At 54.0% G+C, this 23,645-nt stretch carries 19 protein-coding genes and 3 tRNA genes; 2 read left to right on the forward strand and 20 right to left on the reverse strand.

What is annotated here, in order from left to right; all coding sequences use genetic code 11:
- Nucleotides 1-115: 115 nt before the first annotated feature.
- The 3 genes from ACLUXO_RS03175 to ACLUXO_RS03185 all read right to left on the reverse strand — a co-directional run bounded on the left by ACLUXO_RS03175 (nucleotide 116) and on the right by ACLUXO_RS03185 (nucleotide 445).
- Nucleotides 116-187 (reverse strand) — tRNA-Gly (locus ACLUXO_RS03175).
- A 108-nt stretch (nucleotides 188-295) separates the two neighbouring features.
- Nucleotides 296-369, reverse strand: a tRNA-Pro gene (locus ACLUXO_RS03180).
- A gap of 4 nt (nucleotides 370-373) precedes the next feature.
- A tRNA-Gly gene (locus ACLUXO_RS03185) sits at nucleotides 374-445 on the reverse strand.
- Nucleotides 446-562: 117 nt separating this feature from the next.
- Between ACLUXO_RS03185 and ACLUXO_RS03190 the strand changes: the two genes are divergently transcribed.
- Nucleotides 563-1,189, forward strand: a complete 627-nt coding sequence (locus ACLUXO_RS03190; protein ID WP_003616936.1) for a DUF5052 family protein — start codon at nucleotides 563-565, stop codon at nucleotides 1,187-1,189.
- A gap of 74 nt (nucleotides 1,190-1,263) precedes the next feature.
- Here the strand turns inward: ACLUXO_RS03190 and ACLUXO_RS03195 are convergent, their stop codons facing one another.
- The 14 genes from ACLUXO_RS03195 to pth form a co-directional block, all read right to left on the reverse strand.
- Nucleotides 1,264-2,556, reverse strand: coding sequence for an O-acetylhomoserine aminocarboxypropyltransferase/cysteine synthase family protein (locus tag ACLUXO_RS03195; protein ID WP_412136284.1), 1,293 nt, complete (start codon nucleotides 2,554-2,556; stop codon nucleotides 1,264-1,266).
- Between the two features lie 708 nt (nucleotides 2,557-3,264).
- Complete coding sequence (locus ACLUXO_RS03200; RefSeq protein ID WP_412136285.1) at nucleotides 3,265-3,669, reverse strand: hypothetical protein; 405 nt, start codon at nucleotides 3,667-3,669, stop codon at nucleotides 3,265-3,267.
- A gap of 151 nt (nucleotides 3,670-3,820) precedes the next feature.
- Nucleotides 3,821-5,344 (reverse strand): lysine--tRNA ligase, encoded by a 1,524-nt coding sequence (lysS, locus tag ACLUXO_RS03205; protein ID WP_412136286.1) that lies wholly within the window; start codon nucleotides 5,342-5,344, stop codon nucleotides 3,821-3,823.
- A 16-nt stretch (nucleotides 5,345-5,360) separates the two neighbouring features.
- Nucleotides 5,361-6,389, reverse strand: coding sequence for a tRNA dihydrouridine synthase DusB (gene dusB, locus ACLUXO_RS03210; protein WP_412136287.1), 1,029 nt, complete (start codon nucleotides 6,387-6,389; stop codon nucleotides 5,361-5,363).
- Nucleotides 6,390-6,508: 119 nt separating this feature from the next.
- Nucleotides 6,509-7,795, reverse strand: a complete 1,287-nt coding sequence (pepT, locus tag ACLUXO_RS03215) for a peptidase T (protein ID WP_412136288.1) — start codon at nucleotides 7,793-7,795, stop codon at nucleotides 6,509-6,511.
- 9 nt (nucleotides 7,796-7,804) lie between these two features.
- Nucleotides 7,805-9,430 (reverse strand): peptide ABC transporter substrate-binding protein, encoded by a 1,626-nt coding sequence (locus tag ACLUXO_RS03220; RefSeq protein ID WP_412136289.1) that lies wholly within the window; start codon nucleotides 9,428-9,430, stop codon nucleotides 7,805-7,807.
- Nucleotides 9,431-9,912: 482 nt separating this feature from the next.
- Nucleotides 9,913-10,794: an Hsp33 family molecular chaperone HslO gene (hslO, locus tag ACLUXO_RS03225; RefSeq protein ID WP_412136290.1), complete on the reverse strand. Its 882-nt coding sequence runs from the start codon at nucleotides 10,792-10,794 to the stop codon at nucleotides 9,913-9,915.
- A gap of 44 nt (nucleotides 10,795-10,838) precedes the next feature.
- Nucleotides 10,839-13,064 carry an ATP-dependent zinc metalloprotease FtsH gene (gene ftsH, locus ACLUXO_RS03230; RefSeq protein ID WP_412136291.1) on the reverse strand — a complete coding sequence of 742 codons (2,226 nt, stop codon included), beginning with the start codon at nucleotides 13,062-13,064 and terminating at the stop codon, nucleotides 10,839-10,841.
- A gap of 70 nt (nucleotides 13,065-13,134) precedes the next feature.
- Nucleotides 13,135-14,430, reverse strand: a complete 1,296-nt coding sequence (gene tilS, locus ACLUXO_RS03235) for a tRNA lysidine(34) synthetase TilS (protein ID WP_412136292.1) — start codon at nucleotides 14,428-14,430, stop codon at nucleotides 13,135-13,137.
- Nucleotides 14,431-14,476: 46 nt separating this feature from the next.
- Nucleotides 14,477-14,830, reverse strand: coding sequence for a S1 RNA-binding domain-containing protein (locus ACLUXO_RS03240; protein WP_412136293.1), 354 nt, complete (start codon nucleotides 14,828-14,830; stop codon nucleotides 14,477-14,479).
- Nucleotides 14,830-15,210, reverse strand: a complete 381-nt coding sequence (locus ACLUXO_RS03245) for an FtsB family cell division protein (protein ID WP_412136294.1) — start codon at nucleotides 15,208-15,210, stop codon at nucleotides 14,830-14,832. Before ACLUXO_RS03245 ends, ACLUXO_RS03240 begins: the two co-directional genes overlap by 1 nt.
- Before the next feature lie 66 nt (nucleotides 15,211-15,276).
- Nucleotides 15,277-15,519, reverse strand: coding sequence for an RNA-binding S4 domain-containing protein (locus ACLUXO_RS03250; protein ID WP_002878680.1), 243 nt, complete (start codon nucleotides 15,517-15,519; stop codon nucleotides 15,277-15,279).
- A 76-nt stretch (nucleotides 15,520-15,595) separates the two neighbouring features.
- The gene (mfd, locus tag ACLUXO_RS03255) at nucleotides 15,596-19,072 is read right to left on the reverse strand and encodes a transcription-repair coupling factor (RefSeq protein WP_412136295.1); all 3,477 of its coding nucleotides are present in this window, start codon (nucleotides 19,070-19,072) and stop codon (nucleotides 15,596-15,598) included.
- Between the two features lie 16 nt (nucleotides 19,073-19,088).
- Nucleotides 19,089-19,646, reverse strand: a complete 558-nt coding sequence (pth, locus tag ACLUXO_RS03260; RefSeq protein ID WP_412136296.1) for an aminoacyl-tRNA hydrolase — start codon at nucleotides 19,644-19,646, stop codon at nucleotides 19,089-19,091.
- A gap of 169 nt (nucleotides 19,647-19,815) precedes the next feature.
- Here pth and cbpA point away from each other — a divergent pair, with 169 nt between their 5' ends.
- Nucleotides 19,816-20,514, forward strand: a complete 699-nt coding sequence (cbpA, locus tag ACLUXO_RS03265) for a cyclic di-AMP binding protein CbpA (protein ID WP_003612788.1) — start codon at nucleotides 19,816-19,818, stop codon at nucleotides 20,512-20,514.
- 53 nt (nucleotides 20,515-20,567) lie between these two features.
- Here cbpA and alr read toward each other — a convergent pair whose 3' ends face one another.
- From alr to ACLUXO_RS03280, 3 genes are all read right to left on the reverse strand, one after another.
- Nucleotides 20,568-21,698 carry an alanine racemase gene (gene alr / locus ACLUXO_RS03270; RefSeq protein ID WP_412136297.1) on the reverse strand — a complete coding sequence of 377 codons (1,131 nt, stop codon included), beginning with the start codon at nucleotides 21,696-21,698 and terminating at the stop codon, nucleotides 20,568-20,570.
- Nucleotides 21,695-22,108: a holo-ACP synthase gene (gene acpS, locus ACLUXO_RS03275; RefSeq protein WP_296225072.1), complete on the reverse strand. Its 414-nt coding sequence runs from the start codon at nucleotides 22,106-22,108 to the stop codon at nucleotides 21,695-21,697. Before acpS ends, alr begins: the two co-directional genes overlap by 4 nt.
- 84 nt (nucleotides 22,109-22,192) lie before the next feature.
- On the reverse strand, nucleotides 22,193-23,638 hold the full coding sequence (locus ACLUXO_RS03280) for a DEAD/DEAH box helicase (protein WP_412136298.1): 1,446 nt from the start codon (nucleotides 23,636-23,638) through the stop codon (nucleotides 22,193-22,195).
- Nucleotides 23,639-23,645: the final 7 nt, after the last annotated feature.

The following is a 23,645-nucleotide window of genomic DNA, read 5'->3' on the forward strand; positions in this document are numbered from 1 at the left end:
AAATTGCTATGCTTGCAAGCATAACATTTCCCGATCTTTTCGACAAGCCAGGTGCCCTGCAGATCTATTATAAGGCAAAAAGAAAAGACCCGCTAAATTAGCGAGTCTTTGATGAAGCGGAAGACGGGATTCGAACCCGCGACCCCCACCATGGCAAGGTGATGTTCTACCACTGAACTACTTCCGCGATACATTTATTAGTTTACCAAAAATTTTCTCTTTTGCAAGTCTTTTTTGCCCATAAATGAGAAAAAAGCGCCGCTAGAAAGCAACGCTTTGATCACACATTGGCTAATCGGGAATGCAGGATTTGAACCTGTGACCTCTACGTCCCGAACGTAGCGCTCTACCAAACTGAGCTAATTCCCGAAGAAGCGGAAGACGGGATTCGAACCCGCGACCCCCACCATGGCAAGGTGATGTTCTACCACTGAACTACTTCCGCAACACATCTATTAGGATAATCTAAAAACCGGGTCTTGGCAAGGGCTTTTTTATAAAAAATAGTATTTTTCTCGGGGGCAAGTTCGATTAAACTAAGAGTAAGAAAGCGTTTGTCTAAATGAAAGGAAGAGAAAAAATGAAAAAGAAAAGACTCCTGGCGGCCTGCCTGGCCCTGGCCCTCCTGCCTCTCCTGTCCTCCTGCTCCATGATCAGCGACTACACCTTAGACCTCAAGTCCAAGCTGGTCGGCATCCCCTTTACCGTCTCCACCTATGACTACGACGGGCAGAAGATCGACCAGATCAAGGGCAAGTCAGTCCACATTGAGACCTACAAGCCAATGAGCAAGAAAAATTCCAGCGGCGACGAGCAGTCCAAGGTCATCGACGTGGAATTCGGCGGCCAGCAGATGATCCATGTCGGCTCCAGCTTGATCGCTAACGAAGGCCTGCGCAATTACGAGGATACTTTTTCCAAAAAGGTCACCATTACCGACAAGCAGCGGTCCATCCCGGTTCTGTCAATAATGTACAACAATTTCAGAAACGACTGGCTCTCCAAGGGCAAGGTCATCATGATCCGGTCCCAAGCCGGCAAGCCGATCGCCGTTTATGCCGGCAACAAGGTCCGGGTCAGTGCCACTGACATGCCGTCAACCACCCAGATCAATGTCGACGGCCACCGGCTCTTTATCTACCGCTGCGACTACTCCATCTATGACATGGAGACTATCAAGAAGATGTAGACACAAAAAACGTTTCCTCAAGCAGGAAACGTTTTTTAGCATGCTTTTTAGTATTAAGGAGAATTTTTCAAAAATTACAGCTTGGCCAGGGCATGGTCCAGGTCGGCCAAAAGGTCGTCGATATTTTCCACCCCAACGGAAATTCTGATCAAGTCCGGAGTAATCCCGACGCTGGCCAGTTCTTCGTCGTTCAGCTGGGCGTGGGTGGTTGAAGCTGGCTGGATGATCAAGGACTTGGCGTCGGCTACGTTGGCCAAAAGGGAGAAAAGCTTCAAGTTGTCAATCAGCTGCTTGCCGGCTTCTTCCCCGCCCTTTAGGCCAAAGGTGAAGATTGAGCCGACCCCCTTCGGGAAGTCCCGTTCAGCCAGGGCATGGTCCGGACTGTCGGCCAGGCCCGGGTAGCGGACCCAGGCAACCTTCGGGTGCTTGCTGAGGTATTCAGCTACTCTTTGCGCATTGTAGACGTGGCGTTCAACCCGCAAGGACAAGCTTTCCAAACCTTGCAAAAGAAGGAAGGCGTTGAAAGGACTGAGGCTGGCCCCGGTGTCGCGCAGAACCGTTGCCCGGATCTTGGTCGTAAAGGCCCCAGCCCCCAGCTTGGCCCAAGTCACGTCCTTGTAGGACGGGTCAGGGTTAGTGAAAGTCGGGTAGCGGCCGGACTTTTCATAGTCAAACTTGCCGCTTTCCACGACTACCCCGCCCATGGTCGTCCCGTGGCCGCCGAAGAACTTGGTCGCTGAGTGAACAACCACGTCAGCCCCATGTTCAAATGGCCGGTAGAGGTAAGGAGTAGCAAAGGTGTTGTCGATGATGACCAAAACCCCGTGCTTATGGGCCACTGCTGCTACCGCGTCAATGTCGATCAAGTTGGCATTCGGGTTGCCGATGGTTTCAGCGTAAACCACCTTGGTATGGTCGTTGATTTCTTTTTCAAAATTGGCCGGGTCGCTTGGGTCAACAAAGTGGGTCGTGATGCCCAAAGGCGGCAAGGTCTGGGCAAACAGGTCGTAGGTCCCGCCGTAAATGGTGGAAGCAGCCACGATTTCGTCGCCCGCCCCGGCTACGTTCAAGATAGCCGCGGTGATCGCTGCCGCCCCAGTTGCCAGGGAAACACCGCCAGTGCCGCCTTCCAGGGCAGCTACCCGGCTTTCAAAAACAGCCGTGGTTGGGTTGGTCAAACGGCTGTAGATGTTGCCGGCGTCGGTCAAGGCAAAGCGGCCAGCTGCCTGGTCAGCGTCGGCAAAGACATAGGACGTGGTCTGGTAGATCGGCACTGCCCGGGCGCCAGTTTCGTCGATTGGCTGGCCGGCGTGAACCTGCAAAGTTTCAAATGACAAACCTTCGTTGCTGATAGCTTCTTTACTCATGTTTTTTTACCTCGCTTGTGTTGTTGCTGTGTAATATTTATTTTTTAGTTGTTAGTTGTTGGAAATGATTAGATTGCTGAAATATTGCTGTTACAAACACAAGCGACACATGTAGCTGGCCCCAATCGCTTCTCCCCGCCAGAGGATCAGCCAGCGTTTCGTCTGTTGATACCGTTTCCTGCACATGAACCTTACCTCGTAAAAAAAGCCGCCCAACTAACCAGTAGTTCAGGCGGCCTTTACTATCTTCAATACAGTAACGATCTTAGGATGGTGAACCACAGGTATTCGCTTCTACGCTAAAAGGCATGCTGGACATCAGCATGTTCATTGGCATGACTTGCATTTGACAATTCTTAGCTGCGAATTCCATCTTGGTTCTCCTTTCTTCATCAGTTCTTAATTTAGTTTTAAGTATACTAGCCTTAGGGAAAATGTCAATCCGTTTTTTAGAAAAAAGCGGCAAACAAAAACCAGGAAATCATGGCAGTGATTTCCTGGTTGATCGTCCTATTCACCAAATCAAGCCGCTGAAAGCACTTTCCCAGCTAAACTTAATCTGTATTTAAAGTATACGAGCTTTTTGTCCAAAGTCAATCTTTTTTCCGGAAAAAATCAAGACCGGGCTAGCAAAACATTGCCCCCGCCCTGCTTTTTCACCTCGTACATCAATTGGTCGGCCTTCTTCTTTTTTCTTTCGTGAAAAAACTAAGCAGCCGGGAAGGACATGAACTGGTGGGGCAGCATGGTCAAAGCAGCAAAGACCAGGTTCAAGACTAAAGCCAGAGTCCAGGCCCAGGTCTCTTCCCTTTTCAGCAAATAGTTGATTGCCAATAAAGCCAGGGCACTTCCAGCTGCCAGGCCTTCTCCCTGCCAAAACAAAAGCAAAGCTGCCGCCAGCAGGCCGCCATTCAAGATGGCTAATGCCCGCTTCCCCGGCTGCCAGAGAAGGTAGGCGCTAAGTCCTTCTAAAAGGCAGAGGACGGCAAAAATCCCCGCCTTGACTGGCTGACCGGCCAAATAAGCCGGCAAGCCGCTGCTGGCAGCCAAAAAGGACCCGGCCAAGGCGGAGATAGTGGTTAAAATCGACAATAAGTATTTGTAGATTGGCAAAAATTCACCTTTTCTAAAAACAGCTCGCAATTTGATTGCCTATATTCTAGCAAAAAAGCTCTAATATTCATATCTTGAAAACGATTCGTTTTATTTTTTTAAACAAAAAACTCTCCAGGCAAAGCTGGAGAGTTAAATTTAGCGGTCTGGACTACTTGTCCAGCTTAATGTTCTTTTCGTCGTCGACGATTTTTTCCGGCCGCATGGTTGGGAAGAGGAGGACGTCACGGATTGAAGCCGCGTTGGTCAAAAGCATGACCAGACGGTCGATCCCAATGCCCAGACCACCCGTAGGTGGCATACCGTATTCCATGGCCCGCAGGTAGTCTTCGTCGATGATGTCGGCTTCGTCGTTGCCGGCGTCACGTTCAGCCATTTGGGCTTCGAACCGTTCCCGCTGATCAAGCGGGTCGTTCAGTTCTGAGAAGGCGTTGCCGTATTCATTGCCCATGATGAAGATTTCGAAACGGTCAGTGAAGCGCGGGTCATCCGCGTTCTTCTTGGCCAGCGGTGAAACTTCAACTGGGTGGCCGTAAACGAAGGTTGGGTCAACGATGGTCTTTTCACCAAATTCTTCAAAGAAGGCATTGATGATGTGGCCAACTTGCCAGTAAGGTTCAACTTCAACATGGTGTTCAGCGGCAACCTTCCGGGCTTCTTCCAGAGTCATTGGCTGCCAGAAGTCAACGCCAGTCAGTTCCTTGATCAGGTCAACCATGTGCACCCGGCGGAATGGCTTGCCCAAGTCCAGGTCAGTGCCCTGGTAGTTGATCTTGCCGTCTTCTGAAACAACCTTGGCCGCTGCCCGGATGATGCCTTCAGCTTCATCCATGACATCGTGGAAGTCGTAGTAAGCAGCGTAGGTTTCCAGTTCAGTAAATTCAGGGTTGTGCTTGAGGTCCATCCCTTCATTTCTGAAGACCCGGCCGATTTCGTAAACCCGTTCCATGTCACCGACGATCAGACGCTTCAGTGGCAATTCCAGGGCAATCCGCATGTAGAGGTTGATGTCCAAAGCGTTGTGGTGGGTGATGAACGGACGTGCTTCCGCCCCGCCTGGGATGTTGTGCAAAACTGGCGTTTCAACTTCCAGGAAGTCCTGCCCGTTCAAGTAGTCACGGATGGCCTGGATGATCTTGGTCCGGTTAACGAAGCGCTGGTAGCTTTCCTGGTTGGTGATCAAGTCCAGGTAGCGTTGGCGGTAAATGGATTCAACGTCCTTAAGACCGTGGTACTTGTCAGGCAGTGGCCGCAAAGCCTTGGACAGGAAGGTCACGTGCTGGGCCCGGACAGACAATTCGCCTGAGTCAGTCTTGAAGACTTCGCCTTCAACGCCCAGGAAGTCACCGAGGTCCGCCTTCTTGAAGATCTGGTAGTTTTCTTCACCGACCATGTCCTTGCGGACGTAGATCTGGATCTTGCCGCTACGGTCATAGAGGTCCGCAAAGCCGACCTTGCCCTTGCCCCGCTTGGCCAGCATCCGGCCAGCGATCTTGGTCTTCGGCATATTTGCGTTCAGTTCGTCCTTGTCAAGGCCCAAGTACTTTTCGTCCAGGTCGCGGGCCAGGGCTTCCCGGTCATATTTGCGGCCGAAGGGTTCAATCCCCATCTCCTTGAGTTCTTCAAGCTTTTGCCGACGAACAAGCAATTGGTCGTTAATTTCGTTCTTTGCCAACGTGTTTTTCCTCCATTTACATAGATTGGGTATCAGCGGCGCGGTCTTGCTTCTGCCGCGCCCTTTTTTCGTAAGTTTCGACGAATTCGTCAAGCAGGTCAAAAACCTCTTGACGCGTCCAGACTTCATTTATTTTAGCACGAGTCCGGGCTGAACGGGGAATTCCCTTCAAATAATATGCTGCCTGCTGGCGAAATTCCGGCACGGCCCGCTTTTCCCCATGCAGCTGGACCAGGCCGTCGAGCTGGTGCTTGGCGGTTTCCACCTTTTCCCGGACGGACTGCTTCGGCAGTTCTTCGCCCGTTGCCAGGTAGTGGGTCATTTCCTTTAAGATCCAAGGATTGCCCAAGGCGGCCCGGCCAACCATGACAGCCGTGCAGCCGATCTCGTCCAGGGCCTTCTTGGCCAGCTGCGGGGTCGTGATGTCCCCGTTGGCCACGAAAGGAATGTCCATGACCTGGGCTACTTCATGCAGGGTTTCCCAGTCAGCTTCGCCTTGGTACATCTGCTTTCTGGTCCGGCCGTGCATGGCCAGCATGGAAGCGCCGGCTTCCTGGGCGGCCAGGGCGTTTTCCACGGCAAAAATGTGCTTGCGGTCCCAGCCGATCCGCATCTTGACGGACACCGGCTTTTCCACGTTCTGGACAACCTTGTGGACCATCTGGTAGATCTTGTTTGAGTCCAAAAGCCACTTGGAACCCGCGTCAGTCTTGGTTACCTTCGGCACCGGGCAGCCCATGTTGATGTCGATGATGTCGGCATCGGTGTGCTGGTCGATGTACTGGGCCGCCTGCAAAAGGCTGTCTTCCGTCCCCCCGAAGATCTGGATGCTCATCGGGTGCTCGCCCGGGTCGACGTCCAGCATGCTCAAGGTTTTCTTGTTGCCGTAGATGATCCCGTGGTCGGAAATCATTTCGCAGACAACCATGCCGGCGCCGAATTCCTTGCAGACTTTTCTAAAAGCCATGTTGGAAACGCCAGCCATCGGCGCTACCATTACCCGGTTGGGGATTTCGATTTCACGTATCTTCCAAGTAGTGTCCATTGCCACCTTTTTCCTTTCAATAACTACAACTTTATATCATAACAAGAATAGGCCTGAAGGACAAATCAAAAGCCCGCTAAAAGAGCATCCCCTGTTAAAAGAGGATGCTCTTCTTATCTTTACCAGTATTTTTCCAGAGGCCGGTCGTCCTGCCCCTCCTTGCTCTGGCGGGCATGCTCAGCCGCGATCGTCACCAAGACCTCGGCCAGTTTGTCCATCTGCTCGACCGTCACGTATTCGTAGCGGCCGTGGTAGTTGCCCCCACCATTGAAGAGGTTGGGGGTCGGGATTCCCTTTTTGGTGATGAAGTTCCCGTCGGTTCCCCCTCTAAAGGTCTGCACATTTGGCGCCAGGCCGGCTTTTTCATAGCTGTCTAAGGCCAGGTTGACCACATAAGGCCGGTCCTTGACCCCGTTGTAGATATTCTCGTACTGCCGGCGCAGGTCCAGCTGGAAGCGGTCTGGCCCGTATTTTTCCCCTAAGGAAGCGACGAGCTTTTTGACCAAATCTTCTTTAGCCAAAAATTCATCCCAGTCAAAGTCGCGGATGATCAAGCCGACATGGGCTGAATCGACACTGCTCTGGGCGTCCGTGACCATGATAAAGCCCTCGTGGCCCCGGGACTTTTCCGGCACCTGGTCTTTAGGCAAGGCCGCCAAAAATTCTGTCATGATCGTCGTGGCATTGACCAGCAGCCCGTAAGCTTCACCCGGGTGGACCACGGTTCCCTTGATCGTCAAATCAGCGGCTGAGGCATTGAAGGTCTCGTATTCAAAGTCGCCTGGCCGGCCATTGTCCAAGGTATAGGCAAATTCCACTCCCGGAAAATCAGCCGGGTCAAAGCGCTGCCCGCCCAGGCCGATTTCTTCATCCGGGCCAAAAGCCACATAGATGTCGCCATGTTCAACTTCCGGGTGCTCATGGAGATACTTGAGAGCCGCCAGCAGGCCAGCCACCCCGGCCTTGTCGTCAGTCCCCAGAAGCGTTTTCCCGTCGCTGGTGATCAGGGTCTGCCCCTTTAAGGTCAGCAGGTCAGGAAATTCTTCCGGGTCCAGGAAAATGCCGTTTGCCTCGTCCAGGGCCAGCTTTTGCCCCTGGTAGTCCCGGTGGACTTGGGGGCGGATGGGGAAGCGGTCGTCATATTCAACCGTGTCCACATGGGCGAAAAAGCCGATTGGGGCAACGCCTGCCGTATTAGCGGCCAGGTGGCCGATCGCAAAGGCAGTTTTTTCATTGTAATAAGAGTCAAGGCCATAGTCTTTGACCTGGTCAGCCAGTTCCTTCATCATCTTGACCTGATTAGGCGTGGTCGGAAGCTGGTCTTTATTGGCGTATTTGGACTGGGTGTCTTCCTTGGCGTAGTGGATGAAGTTTTTTTCTAAAAAATCAAGGTTAGAAAAAGCCATGCCTGCCTCCTATTTCTTGATATAAACAAGCTTGAAGTCGTAAGGGATGCCCAGCGGGTTGTAGGACACGTTCTTGACGTAGCTTTGCACCAGCTGCGGCTTAGCCGTCTGGATCAGCGGGATAGTCCCCTGTTCATTCATCAACAGCTTTTCAGCTGCCACCAGCCGCTTCCAGCGCTGAACCGGCTTGTTGCCGTAGACGTTTTCGGCTTCATTGAGCAGCTGGTCGTACTTGCTGCTGGCAAAACCGCTGGTGTTGTAGCTGGAGTCCTTTTCAAAGACGTCCAGGAAGTTGATCGGGTCACCTAAGATAGCCTGCCAGTTCTTGATGGTCAGCTGGTAGTTGCCGGCGCTTTGCCGGGAGATCAAGGTCGTGTATGGCAGGGTCGTCACGGTGATCTTCACCCCTGGCAGTTCGTCCAGCTTGCTTTGCAGGAATTCACCCACCTGCTTGGCGGAGTCAGTATCGCTGACCGTCAGATTGAGGTTAAGGGACTTGATGCCCAGTTCCTTGTAGCCCTTGGCCAGGTACTTCTTGGCTTCCTTCAAGTTGTAGCTGACTGCTTCCTTGACATAGGCTTCCTTGTAAAAAGCTTCCCCGGTCGTCGGGTTGTTCCCCATGCCAGATGGGACGAAGCCCTTGGCCGCCACTGACCCGTCGCTCAAGACCTTGGCCAAGCTCTCTCTGTCGATAGCCAAGGACAGGGCCCGGCGGATGTTGAAGTTGTTAAAGGCCTTGACCTTCTTGCGGTTCAGTTCCAGGCGCTGGATAGCGGAAGCCGGCCGGTCGTAGAAGGTGGACTTGCCCTTGTTGGCCTTGACTTGTTCCCCGGTCAGGTAAGTTTCATCCAGCTTGCCAGCCTGGTAAAGGTTGTAGGCAGTTGAAGAAGTTTCGCTGATGGTTTCGTTGACCTTGTCCAGCTTCACGTTCTTCTTGTCCCAGTAGTTTTGGTTTTTAACCAGAGTAAACTGCTTGTTGGACCCGGTCCACTTGGTCAGCTTGAAAGGGCCGGAGGAAATGGTATACTTGGCCGCCGTCCCGTACTTGCTGCCGGCTTTTTCAATAAACTGCTGGTTTTCCGGGAAGAAAAGCGGGAAGGCCAGCAGGAGCTTAAAGTAAGAAACCGGCCGAACCAGCTTGATCTGCAGCTTGTTTTTGCTCAAGGCCTTGACGCCCAGGCTGCTGACAGGCTTCTTGCCGGCATTGATGGCTTCGGCGTTTACGATCTGGTAGAGGTAGAAGGCCATGGAAGACTTGGTCTTCGGGTTCAAGCTTCTCCGGTAGGAGTAGACAAAGTCATTGGCCGTGATCGCCTGGCCGTTGGACCACTTGGCGTCTCGCAAGACAAAAGTATAGGTCTTGCCCCCGTCAGTAACCTTGGCGCTCTTGGCCAGGGCCAGCTGGGGCTTTTGCTTTTTGTCCAGGCGGTAGAGCCCTTCCTGGGTGTTCAAAAGAGCTTGGAAGGAAGTGGAGTCAGTCGTCAGTGACGGGTCCTGGGTTGAGATCTGGGCACTTTCGGTCCAGTTGAGGACTTGCTTGGTTTGGGACTGGGAGCTCTTTTGCTGGCCGCAAGCGGCTAAAACGAGGGCTGAGGCGGTCAAAAGACCGGCAGCGGTAATTTTCTTCAAGGTCATGATTTCCTCCGTTTTTTACTAGAAATAACAACTATTAACAAACACATCGCAGCTTAAAAAGAAAAGCGCCCCTGAGATTAACCCAGGGACGCTAGTAGCGTGTTACCACCCATCATTCAAAGCAAAAAAGCTTCCTCAACAGATGCTCTGCCAGAAAAAAAGACGCCTCTTGGCCCAGAGGCCAAGGGACGTCTTCGCGCGTTACCACCCTTTATTCAGCCCCGCCTCACGGCCAGGGCCCTTGAAGTCTTCCAGTCAGAAGATCTGAACGCGCTAACGGGCGTTAAGCGGGTCCGGCTTATCAGCGACTCGCCGGGACCATGCCAACACAAGACCATCTTCGCCAGCTTCCGCCTCCTGTTTCTCAGCACCAACAGTTCTCTGTAGAGGCTTCCCCTGACTACTCATCTTCTTAAGCTTTACTTAATTTAACTATAATTAGAGCATAAAGTAATTTTCAATTTTCGTCAAGGGAGAAAAAGTTATTTTTCCAGCTTTTTGTCCAAAATGGCTTGCAGTTCTGCTTCCGTGAAGTTGTACTTGTCCCCGCAGAAGTTGCAGACCAGTTCAGCCCCGTGGTCTTCGTCGATCATTTCCTTGAGCTGGCTGCCCTTCAAGGTCTCCAGCATACCGGCGTACTTCTCCTTGGAGCAGTCGCAGTGGTAGGAGACCTCGTCCTTTTCCAGGATCTTGCAGTCATCACCCAAAATCTTCTTGGCCAAATCTTCCGGCGTCATCCCGTCCAAAAAGGCGGATGAGAGCTGCGGCAGGGCCTTGATCCGGTCTTCAGTTTCCTGCAGCAGTTCTTCGCTGGCCCCTGGCAGTGCCTGGAGCAAAAAGCCACCCGCGGCCCCGATGGTGTCGTTCGGGTTGACGAAAACTGACAGGCCGACAGCTGACGGGATCTGTTCTGACTTGGCCAGGTAGTAGGTCAAGTCTTCAGCGATTTCCCCGGACACGATCGGTACTTCACCAGTGTAAGGCTGCTTTAAGCCCAGGTCCTTGGTTACCTGCAGCCAGCCCTTGCCGACAGCCTTCTTAACGTCGATGTGACCGTCTTCTCTGGCCGGCAAGGCCACGTGGTTGTTTTGGACATAACCCTTAACAGTCAAATCTGACTTGGCCGTAACCACGGCTGCCCCAACCGGGCCATCGCCCAAGAGGCGCAAAGTCAGTTCCTGGTCGCCCTTTAATTCTGCCCCGGCCAAGAGAAGCGTGCCCAAGAGGCTCCGGCCCAATACAGCTGAAGAAGCTGACCAGGTGTCGTGCCGCTTTTGCGCTTCAGCGACCAGGTCCTTGCCGTTAATGGTCAAAAGGCGCAGGTCCTTGCTGGCATTGATTGCTTTGATTAAGTAGTCGTTCATGATTTTCCTCCATAAAAATAGAGCCGTTGCCGGCTCTATTTCTTCTATTCATCCTTGTCTGAATCGTCTGTTTGTTCAGTCTTCTGACTAGGAGCGTCATTGTTGTCCTTTTCAGGATCCTTTGACAGGTCGCTTTCGCTTGGCGTCGGCAGAGAATCAGCAGAGTCTTCTTGACTTGCTGAAGCATCTGGTTCAGCGAGCTTGGCGGCGTCGGTTTCCGGCTTGACCGCGTCTTCGCTTGGCGTTGCCAGAGCTTGCTTTTCAGCAGTATCTTCTTCCGCCTTTTCCTCAGCCTTTTCTTCTGCCCGCTTCTGAGCAGCTTCCTTGGCTTCTTCATAGCTCAAGGCCTTGGCTTCAGATGGGAACTCTTCGCTGGACTTTTCAGGCATCTTCCCGGTCTTGTAGAGTGAGTAGATTTGCTTTTCATCCAGAGTTTCGTACTTCAGCAGGGCTTCAGCAATGATCCGGTGCTTTTCCCGGTTGTTTTCAACAATTTCAACCGCCTTGGCGTGGGCTTCGTCCAGGATCTTCTTGACTGCTTCGTCGATCTTGGCCGCGGTTGCTTCACTGTAAGGCTTGAAGCCGTAAGGAGTGCCTTCGCCTTCCTTTTCCAGTTCAACCATGCCCAGTTCATCGGTCATCCCGTAGTTGACCACCATGCTGTGGGCAATTGCCGTGGCTTGTTCAAAGTCGTTTGAAGCCCCAGTTGACTGGTCGCCGACCACGACTTCTTCGCCGGCCCGGCCACCCATCAAACCAACGATTTGCTCAAAGAGCTGCTTCTTGGTCAAGATGAACTGGTCGTCCTTCGGCAGCATGATGTTGTAGCCGCCTGCCCGGCCACGAGGCACGATGGTCACCTTGCGGACAGTTCTTGAGTCGCTCAGAACCAGACCACAGATTGAGTGACCAGCTTCGTGGAAGGCCACGCGTTCGCGTTCCTTCTTGGAAATCATCCGGTCCTTCTTGGCTGGACCAGCGATTACCCGGTCTTCAGCTTCATCGATGTCGGCCGCGGTGATCTTGGTCCCGTTCCGGCGGGCTGCGACTAAGGCAGCTTCGTTAAGGACGTTTTCCAGGTCAGCTCCGACAAAGCCAGGAGTCTGACGGGCAACTTCCTTCAAGTCGACGTCGTCAGCCAGCGGCTTGTTCTTGGCGTGAACGCGCAGGATGGCTTCCCGGCCCTTGACGTCCGGACGGCCAACCAGGACCTTCCGGTCAAAACGGCCTGGCCGGGTCAAGGCCGGGTCAAGCACGTCAGACCGGTTGGTCGCGGCCATGACGATAACGCCTTCGTCGCCTTCGAAACCATCCATTTCAACCAGCAGCTGATTCAAGGTTTGTTCACGTTCATCGTTGCCGCCGCCCTGGCCATTGCCACGCTGGCGGCCGATGGCGTCGATTTCGTCGATGAAGATGATGCTTGGCGCGTTCTTCTTGGCGTTGGTGAACAGGTCACGGACACGGCTGGCCCCGACCCCGACGAACATTTCAACGAAGTCTGAACCAGAGATGGAGAAGAACGGTACGCCTGCTTCACCGGCTACGGCCTTGGCCAGCAAGGTCTTACCAGTACCCGGAGGCCCCTCAAGCAGGACACCAGACGGGATTCTTGCCCCCAGCTTGGTGTATCTTGCCGGGTTCTTCAGGAATTCGACAACTTCCACCAGTTCCTGCTTTTCTTCTTCTTCACCGGCCACGTCGTCAAAGCGGACCTTGTTCTTCTTCGGGTCCTGCGGCTTGACGTTGGAGCGGCCGAAGTTCATGATGCCGCCGCCCTGGCCGCGGCTGCCGCCTTGGTTCATCATCATGACCATCAAGACGATGAAGAGGACAGTTGGCACCAGCATGATGATCGTTGAGATCCAGTTGCTGGATTGTGATTCACCCTGGGTGCTCATCTTGACGTTCTCAGACTGGGCCAGGTCCTGGACCTTCTTGACGCTGGAGTCGTTTTCCAGCATCGTGGTTGAGAAGCCAGTCACCTTGGAAGAAGTGTTTCCGCCAAAGATATCTGAGCTTGAGGATGACTTGGTTTGACTTGACTTGTAGCTACCGGTTACGGAGTAGACCCCGTTGGACGGCTGTACGTTAAAGTCCTTGATTTCGCCATTGCGCAGCTTCTTCACGAATTCTGAGTAACTGATGGTTTCAGTTGCACCGGAATTGCTGCTGCCGCCAAGGGCCCAATTGATTCCCCAGAGGAGAAGCAAAAATACGACTATGTAGAATAGACCATTGCTAAATAGTCGATTCCGATTATTTTTCATAAATGACCTCCGTCAGATCGAAGAATTACTCCCCAAATTTTAACATAAAAGCCGGCAACTATCGAAGTTTTTACCTGCCTTTCTTGCATGTTTTCACTTGGTACAAATACAGCAGCCTTTTTCCTTCTTTAACTGCCTGCTGGTAGCAGCCTGCAATATAAACTGCTTCTTGGCCAGCAAAAAGGCTGAGGCAGTTGCCCCGCAAGGCCAGCGGAATTCCAGCCGCCGCGAAAAGCTTCTTGCTCTTAGTCCGGCGGCCGTCTTTTAAAAGCAGGCGCTGGCCGCTTGGCAGGCTCCCGGCAGATAATTTCCCGGGAAATGATATTTCCGCCAGGGGACTTTCCTCTCGCTTTTCCGCACTTAACAGATAACAATTTCCTCTGAAAAAGAAGGGCTGCCCGGCCACAACTTCTTCCAGGGGGCTGGGAGCCGACTGCTTGACCGGATAAAGCCAGTAGTGGCCCTGGTAAAAGCTGAGATGGAGCCCCCCTTTTTCCTGGCTTTGCCGGTTGGCTAACAGAATCCGGTCCAGCTGGACTCTTTTATTGTACTTTTTTTGGATAAAATTCTCCAGGTAGGCCTTGACCAGCTCGCTTTCCGTCTGCCCGGCCACTTTAGGAATCCGCCAGCCGCCAAAGAAGAACTCCGGGTCGGGCAACTTGCCGGCCGCCTGGGCAAAGTAGTCTTCTTCCGCCGTCATTTCCCGGCTGAAGCGCCAGGCATTTTCCAAGAGGTCCGGACTCTCCTTTTTCAAAAGCGGGACGACCTCTTGGCGCAGGCGGTTGCGGGCCGTGATACCTGCAAAGTTGGTCTCGTCTTCGACATATTCCAGCCCTTGCTTTTTCGTGTAAGCCAAAAGGTCCGCCTTGCCAACCGCCAGAAGCGGCCGGACCAGCTTGACCTGCCCCCGCTGGCTGACGGGTTTGAGGCTGTTCATTTCCCGGGGAATACCTGACCGGATCAGCTTGAGCAGGATATTTTCCAGCAAGTCGTCCCCGTGGTGGGCCGTCAGCAAATAGTCTGCCTTGACCTGCCGGGCTACTTCAAACAAGAAGTCGTAGCGGTAGTCCCGGGCCGCTGCTTCCAGGCCGTTTGCCGGGTGAAGGGACTTGGGCCAGACGCTTTCATAAAGAGGAAGCTGGTACTTATGGCAGTAGGCCCGCAGCACCTGGCTCTCTTTTTGGCTGTCAGCCCGCAGCTGGTGGTCTAAGTGGGCCGCGTAGAGCTGAAAGTCGCCTGGCAAGCGCCGCATTAAATCCAAAAGCGCCATGGAATCCGGACCGCCGCTGGCCGCGACCAGGAAATTTCCTTGCAAAGGCAGGCCTTCTTCGGCGAAAAAGGCCAATAGTCTTTTTTCAATGTCCATGCTTTACTCCCTCGTCCATACAAAAAACGGCCCCCTCGGGCCGTTTTTATTTCAAGGCAGCTTCCAGCTGCGCTATTTCTGCTCGCGCCTCCTGGTCAACCTGGTTGAGGACCCGGGCAAAGTCGCCGGCCTTCAACTGGCTGAACTGGTTGGTCGGGTCGATCAACTCCGGATCGTTGACCCGGCGGATGGACAAGTCCAGCCGGCCCTTGCGCAGGTTCTGGATCACTACTCTGACCTGGTCGCCTGCCTGCCAGTGCTGCCGCTCTCTTGGCCAGTCGCTGCCAAAGTCATTGCGGTGAACAAGGCCGCTCTTATGCTTGGGCAGGGTCACGAAGATGCCCAGGTCTGTCACGTTGTTGATTACTCCGTCAAGGCGCTGGCCAACTTTGTAATTCATCAGTTATCGCCCTTTTCCTTGATGTTGTAGACCCGCTCGCCGTCTTTAGTGTACTTGTACTTGTAGCGGATCACCTTGGCCACGTAGTCGCTGTCCTTCATGTCGTCGCGCTCGTTGGTCAGCTTTTCCTTATTCTTCTTGATCTTGGTCAAGCTTGCCTGGTTCTGGCTGACCTGCTTCTGGATCTTGGCCGTCCGGGCCTTGGTCATGGCCAGCTGGAAGCCTAAAATGGCAAAGACCAGCAAGATCAGGGCCACGATCCGGTTGCGCCGGACCCGGTGCACTTCTCTGAACTTGATTTGCCGCTTCTTAAGGCGGCGGACATCCTGGTCCGGCCGCAGCGGCGTTACCTTTTGATGATTTCCTCTGTTGTTCCCCATCACTGTCTACCCTTATCCTAAAATCATATAATAGATTTAGTATATCAGCTTCAGTGGAAAAAGTCATTAATCAACTAATTCGTATAAGTCCCCGGCTTCCGCTTTTTTGGTCGTTTCCCGCAAGTCTAAGACCCGGGCCTTGATCACCCTGGTCCCGTAAGCTACAGCGATCACGTCGCCGACAACCACATTGTAGCTGGACTTGACGGTCTTGCCGTTCACGCTTACCCGGCCTTGGTCAGCCATTTCCTTGGCCACCGTTCTCCGCTTGACCAGGCGGGAAATTTTCAAAAACTTGTCGATTCTCATATAGGTCTCCTGTCTGTAAATTTTGGCTTTTTTGCTTTTTTAACTTTTCCTATTTTAGCTTTTTACTCTTAATAAATTACCGCTGGATGATCTCTGCCGCGTCCTTGGCAAAAGTGCCCAGTTCCGTGAACATGGCCCGCCGGGTCAGCTTGTCTGGCAAAAGCAGGGTAACCACCAGGCGCTTTTGGGCGCCAAGGGCGATCCGGGCCTTCCAGGAAACATGTTCCAGGGCCTTGAAGATGTTCGGCCCTTCCATTTCCCGGCTGCCGGAATCGCTGAAAATGACCCGGATCTGCTTCTTTTCCTTGACCAGAGTCAAAATCTGGGCCAAGTCACAGCTGGCCTTCAGGCTGGCCACGTTGAGCAGGTTCTCAACAGCTGCTGGATAGTCGCCAAAACGGTCCAGGAGCTCATCTTCGATGTCTTCCCGGTCCTGCAGGCTGCCGATTCCCTTGATCTTCTTGTAAAATTCGATCTTCTGCTCCTGGTCGGCGATGTAGTCTTCTGGAATATAGGCTTCCAGGCCCAGGTCGACCTCGGCATTGCTCTTTTTGACCGGCTTCTTCCCCTGCCGCTCCTTGATGGCGTCAGCCAGCATTTGGGAGTAGAGGTCGTAGCCGACGCTGTCGATAAAGCCGTGCTGCTGGGCCCCCAGCATGTTGCCGGCCCCGCGGATGGACAAGTCCCGCATAGCGATCTTGAAGCCTGCCCCCAGCTCGGTAAAGTCCCGGATGGCGTCCAGGCGCTTTTCCCCCACTTCCGTCAGAACCTTGTTTGGCTGGTAGAGGAAGTAGGCATAGGCCAGGCGGGCTGACCGGCCGATCCGGCCCCGCAATTGGTAGAGCTGGCTGAGGCCGTAGTGGTCGGCATCTTCAATGATCATGGTGTTGACGTTAGGCATGTCGATCCCAGTTTCAATGATGGTCGTGGTGACCAAAATGTCGAATTCCCGATCCAAAAAGCGGCTCAAGATGTCTTCCAATTGGTTTTCACTCATCTGCCCATGGGCATAGGCGATCCGGGCCTCTGGCAAAAGCTGCTCCAAGCGGGCAACCGTTTCTTCGATGTCCCCGACCCGGTTGTGCAGGTAAAAGACCTGGCCGCCTCGCTGCATTTCCCTTTGGCAGGCTTCCTTGACCGTGCCTGGCAACTGTTCCAGGACATAAGTCTGGATTGGATACCGGTTTTGCGGCGGCGTTTCCATGACTGACAGGTCTCTGATCCCGATCATGGACATGTGCAGAGTCCGCGGGATCGGAGTGGCCGTCAGGGTCAAAACATCAATATTGGTCTTCAGCTGCTTGAGCTTTTCCTTGTGGGCCACCCCAAAGCGCTGCTCTTCATCGATAATGAGCAGGCCCAGGTCCTTGAACTGGACGTCCTTGGACAAAATCCGGTGGGTGCCGACTACCAAGTCAATACTGCCGTCTTTCAGGCCGGCCACGATCTTCTTGCTTTCGGCCTGGCCCTGGAAGCGGGAGAGGCTGGCAATTTCCACCGGGAAGCCCTTAAAGCGGTCCTTGATGGTCTGGTAGTGCTGCTGGGCCAGGATGGTCGTGGGCACCAAGAAGGCGACCTGCTTGCCGTCACAGATGGCCTTAAAAGCCGCCCGCATGGCTACTTCGGTTTTCCCGAAGCCGACATCCCCGACCAAAAGCCGGTCCATCGGCTTGGCCTTTTCCATGTCAGCCTTGATTTCCGCAGTAGCCCGCAATTGGTCAGGGGTTGGCTCATAAGGAAAGGCAGCTTCAAAGGCCGCCTGGTCTGATCCATCCGGGGAAAAGGCAAAGCCCTTCTCCGCCTCTCTTTTTGCGTACAGGTCGATCAAGTCGTCAGCGATGTCCTCAACTCTGGCCGCAACCCGCTTCTTGGTCTTGGCCCACTCGCTGCCGCCCAGCTTGTTGACGTGGGGCTGCTTGCCTTCTGAAGCCACGTACTTTTGCACCAGGCTCAATTGGTCAGCCGGGACAAACAGCTGGTCACCCTTTTGGTAGGTGATGGTGATGTAGTCCCGCTTTTTCCCGTCGGTCTCCAAGGTCTGGATGCCTTCAAAGCGGCCGATACCATGGTTGACGTGGACCACATAGTCGCCAGGCTTGAGCTCTGTATAGCTGCGCAGGCGCTGGGCATTTTCCAGGGTCTTGATCCGCTTCTTCGGCCGCTTGTTTTGGTTAAAAAGCTCCTTTTCCGTCAAATAGACCAGGTCGCTGTCCGGCAGGACAAAGCCGCTGGCATAGCCGCTGATAACCAGCTGGGCCCGGCCTTCTTTTAAGCCGTCTGCTTCTGCCAAAGGCAGGTAGATGTCATAGTCATGGCAGCTCCGGTTGAATTCTTCCGCCTGCCGGCGGCTGGACAGCTGCAAGACCACCGTCTGCCCCTTTTTGGCATAAGAGTCCAGCTCTGTTTTCAAAAGCTCCATCTGGCTAAAAAACTGCTGCGGCTCCCGGCTGTCCCAGGCCAAATGCTGGCCAAAACGGAGCCGGCCCATAGAGTGGGCCATCAGACTGACATAGAGGCGGTGGTGGCCATCTGCCTTTAGCACCGCGGCAAAATCCAGGCGCAGCTTCTGCCGGCTGGTCATCATCTTGCTGGCGATCTGGCTGGCCAGGTAGTCATCGTTGATGGCCCCCATATTCTTGACGCTTTCGGCGATCAGCTGCCAGTCGTTAAACAAAAGCAATCCTTTAGCCGGCAGGTAGTCCAGCAGACTGAAAGACTCAGGCAAAAGGTAGTCCAGGTAGCGGTCATAGTCATCCGGCAATTGCCCGTTAGCCAAGGCCTCTTGGGCGATTTCCAGGCTGGCGGCTGCTTCCTTTGGCAGGTCGCTAGCCAGTTCCCGGCCCGCCCGGTCCAAGTCCTCTGCCGTAAAGACGTGGTCGCTGGCCGCTGGCACGGTCACTTCCGGCAATTCCTCCAGGCTGCGCTGGCTGGTTAGGTCAAAAGTCTTGATCGTGTCGATTTCGTCGCCGAAAAATTCCAAGCGCAGGGGGCTTTCCCGGTCCAAAGGATAAAGGTCAACGATGTCCCCCCGCATGGCGAACTCGCCCGGCTTAACGACCAGGTTTTCCCGGTGGTAGCCAGCCTGGTTCAGCCACTGGGCCAGGTCGGGCAGGGCAATTTCATCCCCAACTGCAAAATGCTTCTGTCCCTGTTCAAACAAGGCCGGGTCACTTAACGGATACTGCAGGCCCTGCGGGGTCGCGATCACAACGCCAGGCCGGCCGCTTAAGAGCAGGTTCAAGCACTGAATCCGGCTGCTGAGTTCATCCGGTGAACTGACCGCCGTTTGCGTGGCCAGGTTCCCGTCCAGGGCAAAAAGCTCCAAGTCATCATCGGCTAAAAGCCGGCTCAAGTCGTTGTAGCGCTCCTGGGCCTTGTATTCATTCTCTTCGATCAAGAGCAGGGGCTGGCCCACCTGGGTTAAATAAGCCTGGATGAGGACAGCAAAAGCGCCCCGTTCGACTCCTGTAAGCAGGGAGTTCTTGATCCGGGACGTTTTCGCGATAAAAGCAGTCACTGCTTGATCTTTTTTCAAAAAATCAATTACTTGCATGTTCGTGTGCTTGTCTTTAATTGTAACAGTTCATTAAGTACTGGGCGTCTTTGCCGGCGATAAAGTCGTCAATGATCTGGTCGACCTTGGCAAAGCTGGCTTCCAGCTCCTTTTGCTGGTCGGGATTAAACGGAGTCAGGACCCAGGAAACCACGCTCTGCTTGTCCGGGTGCCGGATGCCAATCTTCAGGCGGTTGAATTTCTCAGTCCCCAGGCAGGCAATGATGCTCTTGATCCCGTTGTGGCCGCCCGACTTGCCGCCGGCCCGGATCCGCAGCTTGGCGATTGGCATGTCCATGTCGTCGTGGATAACCAGGATGTCGCTGGGGTCGATCTTGAAGAATTTGGCCGCCGCGCCCACGGCTCTGCCGGATTCGTTCATGTAGGTCTGCGGCTCCATGAAGATCACGTCCTCGCCCGCCACTTTCTCCTTGGCGTAGAGGGCCGTGAACTTGTCGCGGTCCAGGCGCAGGCCCTTTTCATCTAAATAGTGGTCCAGGGCCATGAAGCCGGTATTGTGCTTGGTTTTTTCATATTTAAGGCCAGGATTGCCCAAAGCAACGATTAATTTCATCAAAAGTCTCCTCACTTGCTGTATCTTAATAATTTTAGCACAACTGGCAAAAATCTTACGCTTTCCTGTCTTTTAAGCCAACTTTAATTTCTATTTCCTGCATGCTATAATGTGAAAGTATGAGATAAGAAAACATTTACATGTAAATCCACATAACGGAGGTTCTCCTATGTTAATCAAATCACTGGTCATCAAAAAAGACTACCTGACGACTGTCAACGAACACGCTACCCTGGAAGAAGCCTTGAAGGTACTGGAAAGCTCCGGCTACCGCTGCGTGCCGATCCTGGATGACAGCGGCAAGATCTTCCGCGGCAACATCTACAAGATGCACATTTACCGCCACAAGTCCCAAGGCGGGGACATGAGCTTGCCGGTAACCTACCTCTTGAAGAACGCCACCAAGACCATCAAGATCAACGCGCCTTTCTTCCAAGTCTTCTTTACCATCAAGGACTTGCCTTACATTGCTGTTTTGGACACTGACAACACCTTCTACGGCATCTTGACCCACGCCCGCCTGCTGGACATGCTGTCCTCAGCCTGGAACGTCAAGACCGGGGCTTACGTCTTGACTGTCTTGTCAACCAACGACAGCGGCAACTTGACCAAGATGACCAAGATCATCGCCAAGTTCGTCAACCTGGCCGGGGCCATGACTCTGGACGCGCCAGCCAGCGAATTTGACGGCAAGTACGTCCGCCGGACCCTCTTCACCCTGCCGCAAGGGACCACGGAAACTGAACTGAAGGCCATCTGCAAGAAGCTCAAGGCCAAGGGCTTCCCAGTCGTTGCCGTTGAAGACCTGGCTGCCGGCATGAACATCATGAGCGAAGAAAAGCCAGGCGTCTTCTTGAACGAAGAATAAGCAAAAGCAGATTAAAAACCTCCGAAGTAAAATTCGGAGGTTTTTTCTTGCTCTTATTCGTTATCGTAAATCCGGTCCAAGCGGTCGTTGAACTGGCAGGCCACTTCATAGTGGATGGTATCTAGCCAGTCAGCTGCCCGGCGCAGGCTGTTTGGCGCTGCCGGATCAGCTGAAATCAGTTCAACTGGCGTGCCAGCCGGCACTTCCTTGGGCAAAAGAACCATGAACTGGTCCATGCAGACCCGGCCGACGATCGGGCAGTAAGTGTCCCCGACCTTGACCTTGAAGCCCTGGAACTTCCGGATCCAGCCGTCAGCGTAGCCAACCGGCACGGTCCCGATCCATTCGTCTTCTTCTGCGATGTGGGTTGACCCGTAACCGACCCCGTAGCCCTTGTGGATCTGCTTGACATAGGTCAGTTCACTGACAAAGGACATGGCCGGCTTAAGGGCAAAAGCAGGCTCTAAGTCCTGGCTGCCTGGGGCTGATGAAGGGTTGAGCCCGTAGAGGCCAATCCCGAAGCGGACGATGTCGCTGGCTACGTCCTTGTCAAAGAGGCTGGCCGCGGTATTGTCCACGTGGATCCACTTTGGCTTGACCGTCAGCAGGCTTTCCATATGCTTGAAGCGCTTGACCTGGTAGTCAAAGTAGCTGGCATCAGCAGAGTCAGCAGAAGCAAAGTGGGTGAACATCCCTTCCACGAAGAAGGCGTCATTGCCTTGCAGATATTCGTTGACTGCCTTGAAGTCTTCGTCTTCACTAAAGCCGATCCGGCCCATACCGGAATCGATGGCCAGGTGGATCTTCAGCTGCAGGCCTTCCTTGCGGAGGACCTTTTCCGCTTCCTTGAGCCAGTCCAGGCTGGACACCGGCAAAGAAATGTCGTTGGCGGCAGCCAGGGCGGCTTCTTCAGCCGGTTGCAGGCCCAAGACCAGGATTGGCTTGACGATCTGAGCCCGGCGCAGTTCCAGCCCTTCATCCAACATGGCCACGCAGAAGCCGTCCGCTCCGGCTTCTTCCATCACCGGCGCCAGGCGCGCTGCCCCATGCCCGTAGGCATTGGCCTTAACCACGCAAAAGAGCTTCTGGCCCGGCTTCAAGTGGGCCTTGGCCTGCCGGGTGTTTTCCTTGATAGCAGCCAGGTTGATATGCAGGGCTGCTGGTCGATTAACTGCTGTGATCATTTTTTCCTCCCAGATAACAGGTGCGATAGTTTGCCGATCGCGCGGCGCCAGCCGGCCGGCTCTTCAAGCACGACCACGGCGACGATCTCGTGATCATCATGCGCGATGCTGGAAAAAATCCGCCCCGTAAAAATCCGCGATGTCGTTACAGGCGCGCCGGACTCGGTCCTCAAGGTTTCCACGTCTTCAAAGGAAACTGCCTGGCCAATCCCGGTTCCCCAGGCCTTGGAGAAGGCCTCCTTGACGGCGAAGCGGCCGCCCAGGTACTCAATCTTCCGCTTATGAGTCAAATCCTGGTACTGGGCAAATTCCCGGTCGGTCAGAACCTTTCGGGCAAAGCCGTCTCCCCGGTCAACGACCTTGGCGATCCGGTCCACCTCAATCTGGTCCACACCGATATTTTTGATCATCTTTCCACCTCACGCTGTTTAAATAATAGCACAAAGAGAAAAAGGCCGGGACAAAAGCCCGGTCCTTTTTACTTTTTTAAAAATTTAGCCCTTCCGGCCGTGGATCTTAAAACCTGGCTTGCGCTTCTTTCTGTCAAAATTGCGCTTGCCCTTGAAGTTCTTGTTTCCGCTCCGGCTGCGGCTACCGCGGCCGCGGCCGCCTGAGTGCTTGCCCCGGTAAGGGAGAGGCTTTTCAGGGGTGATGGTAACCTTGACTTCGCTGTCGTTAGAGAGTTCCTTCAGCAAAGCAGCCGCGATGTCTTCAGCTGAGTAGTTTTCCAGCAGCTTTTCCGCCGCGTCGTCATACTTGCTCAAATCCCCGCTCAACAGGTCATCCACCTTCAAGACCGCCTGCTTCATCTGCCCGGCAAAGGCCTGGGCGTCTGTCGGCGGACGCAGAGGAGACATCTTCTTCTTGGTCAAGTCCTCGATAGTCCGCATGTAGCCGATCTCGTTTGGCGTCACGAAGGTCACGCTCATCCCGCTCTTGCCGGCCCGGCCGGTCCGGCCGATTCTGTGGACGTAGGAGTCCGGGTCTTGCGGAATATCGTAGTTGTAAACATGGGTAACCCCGGAAATGTCCAGGCCCCGGGCAGCCACGTCAGTAGCCACCAGAATGTCAAGCTCCCCTTCCTTGAAGCGCTTGAGCACCTGCATCCGCCGGGCCTGGGTCAGGTCGCCGTGGATGCCGGCCGCGTTGTAGCCCCGGGCAACCAGGCCCCGGGTCAGTTCGTCAACCCGGCGCTTGGTCCGGCCAAAGACCACGGCCAGGTCCGGATTTTCCACGTCGATCAGCCGGCACATGGTGTCGAACTTTTCGTTTTCCCGGACGCGGACGAAGTACTGGTCGATCAAATCAGCCGTCAGTTCCTTGGCCTTGATCTTCACGACTTGCGGGTCATGCATGAACTTTTCGCCCAAAGCCTGGATTGGCTTTGGCATGGTCGCGCTGAACAAGAGGGTCTGGTCCCGGTTTTCAGCATAGGTTAAGATGCTTTCGATATCCTGGATGAAGCCCATGTCCAGCATTTCGTCGGCTTCGTCCAAAACAACTGTCTTGACGCCGTCCAGCTTGATGGTCTTGCGCTTCAAGTGGTCCAAAAGCCGGCCAGGAGTCCCGACCAGGATTTCCGGCACCTTCTTCAAGGCCCGGATCTGCCGGCCAATGTCCGCCCCGCCGTAAACGACCTGGACCTTGGCCTTTTCGTCTCTGCCCAGGCGGAAAAGTTCTTCCTGGGTCTGGATGGCCAGTTCTCTGGTTGGTTCAATTACGATGGCCTGGATAGCTTGCTCCTGCTTGTCCAGCTTTTGCAGGATTGGCAGACCAAAGGCAGCTGTCTTCCCCGTCCCGGTTTGGGCCTGGCCGATCACGTCCTGGCCAGCCAAGGCCAAAGGAATGGTCTGGGCCTGGATCGGGGTGGCTTCTTCAAAGCCTGACCGCTTAATTGCCTTTAAGATATTGTCGTTCAATCCTAGTTCAGTAAATTTCAAATTGTTC

Origin of the sequence: Lactobacillus delbrueckii subsp. bulgaricus (assembly GCF_046938665.1) — a bacterium.
Taxonomy (GTDB): domain Bacteria; phylum Bacillota; class Bacilli; order Lactobacillales; family Lactobacillaceae; genus Lactobacillus; species Lactobacillus delbrueckii_C.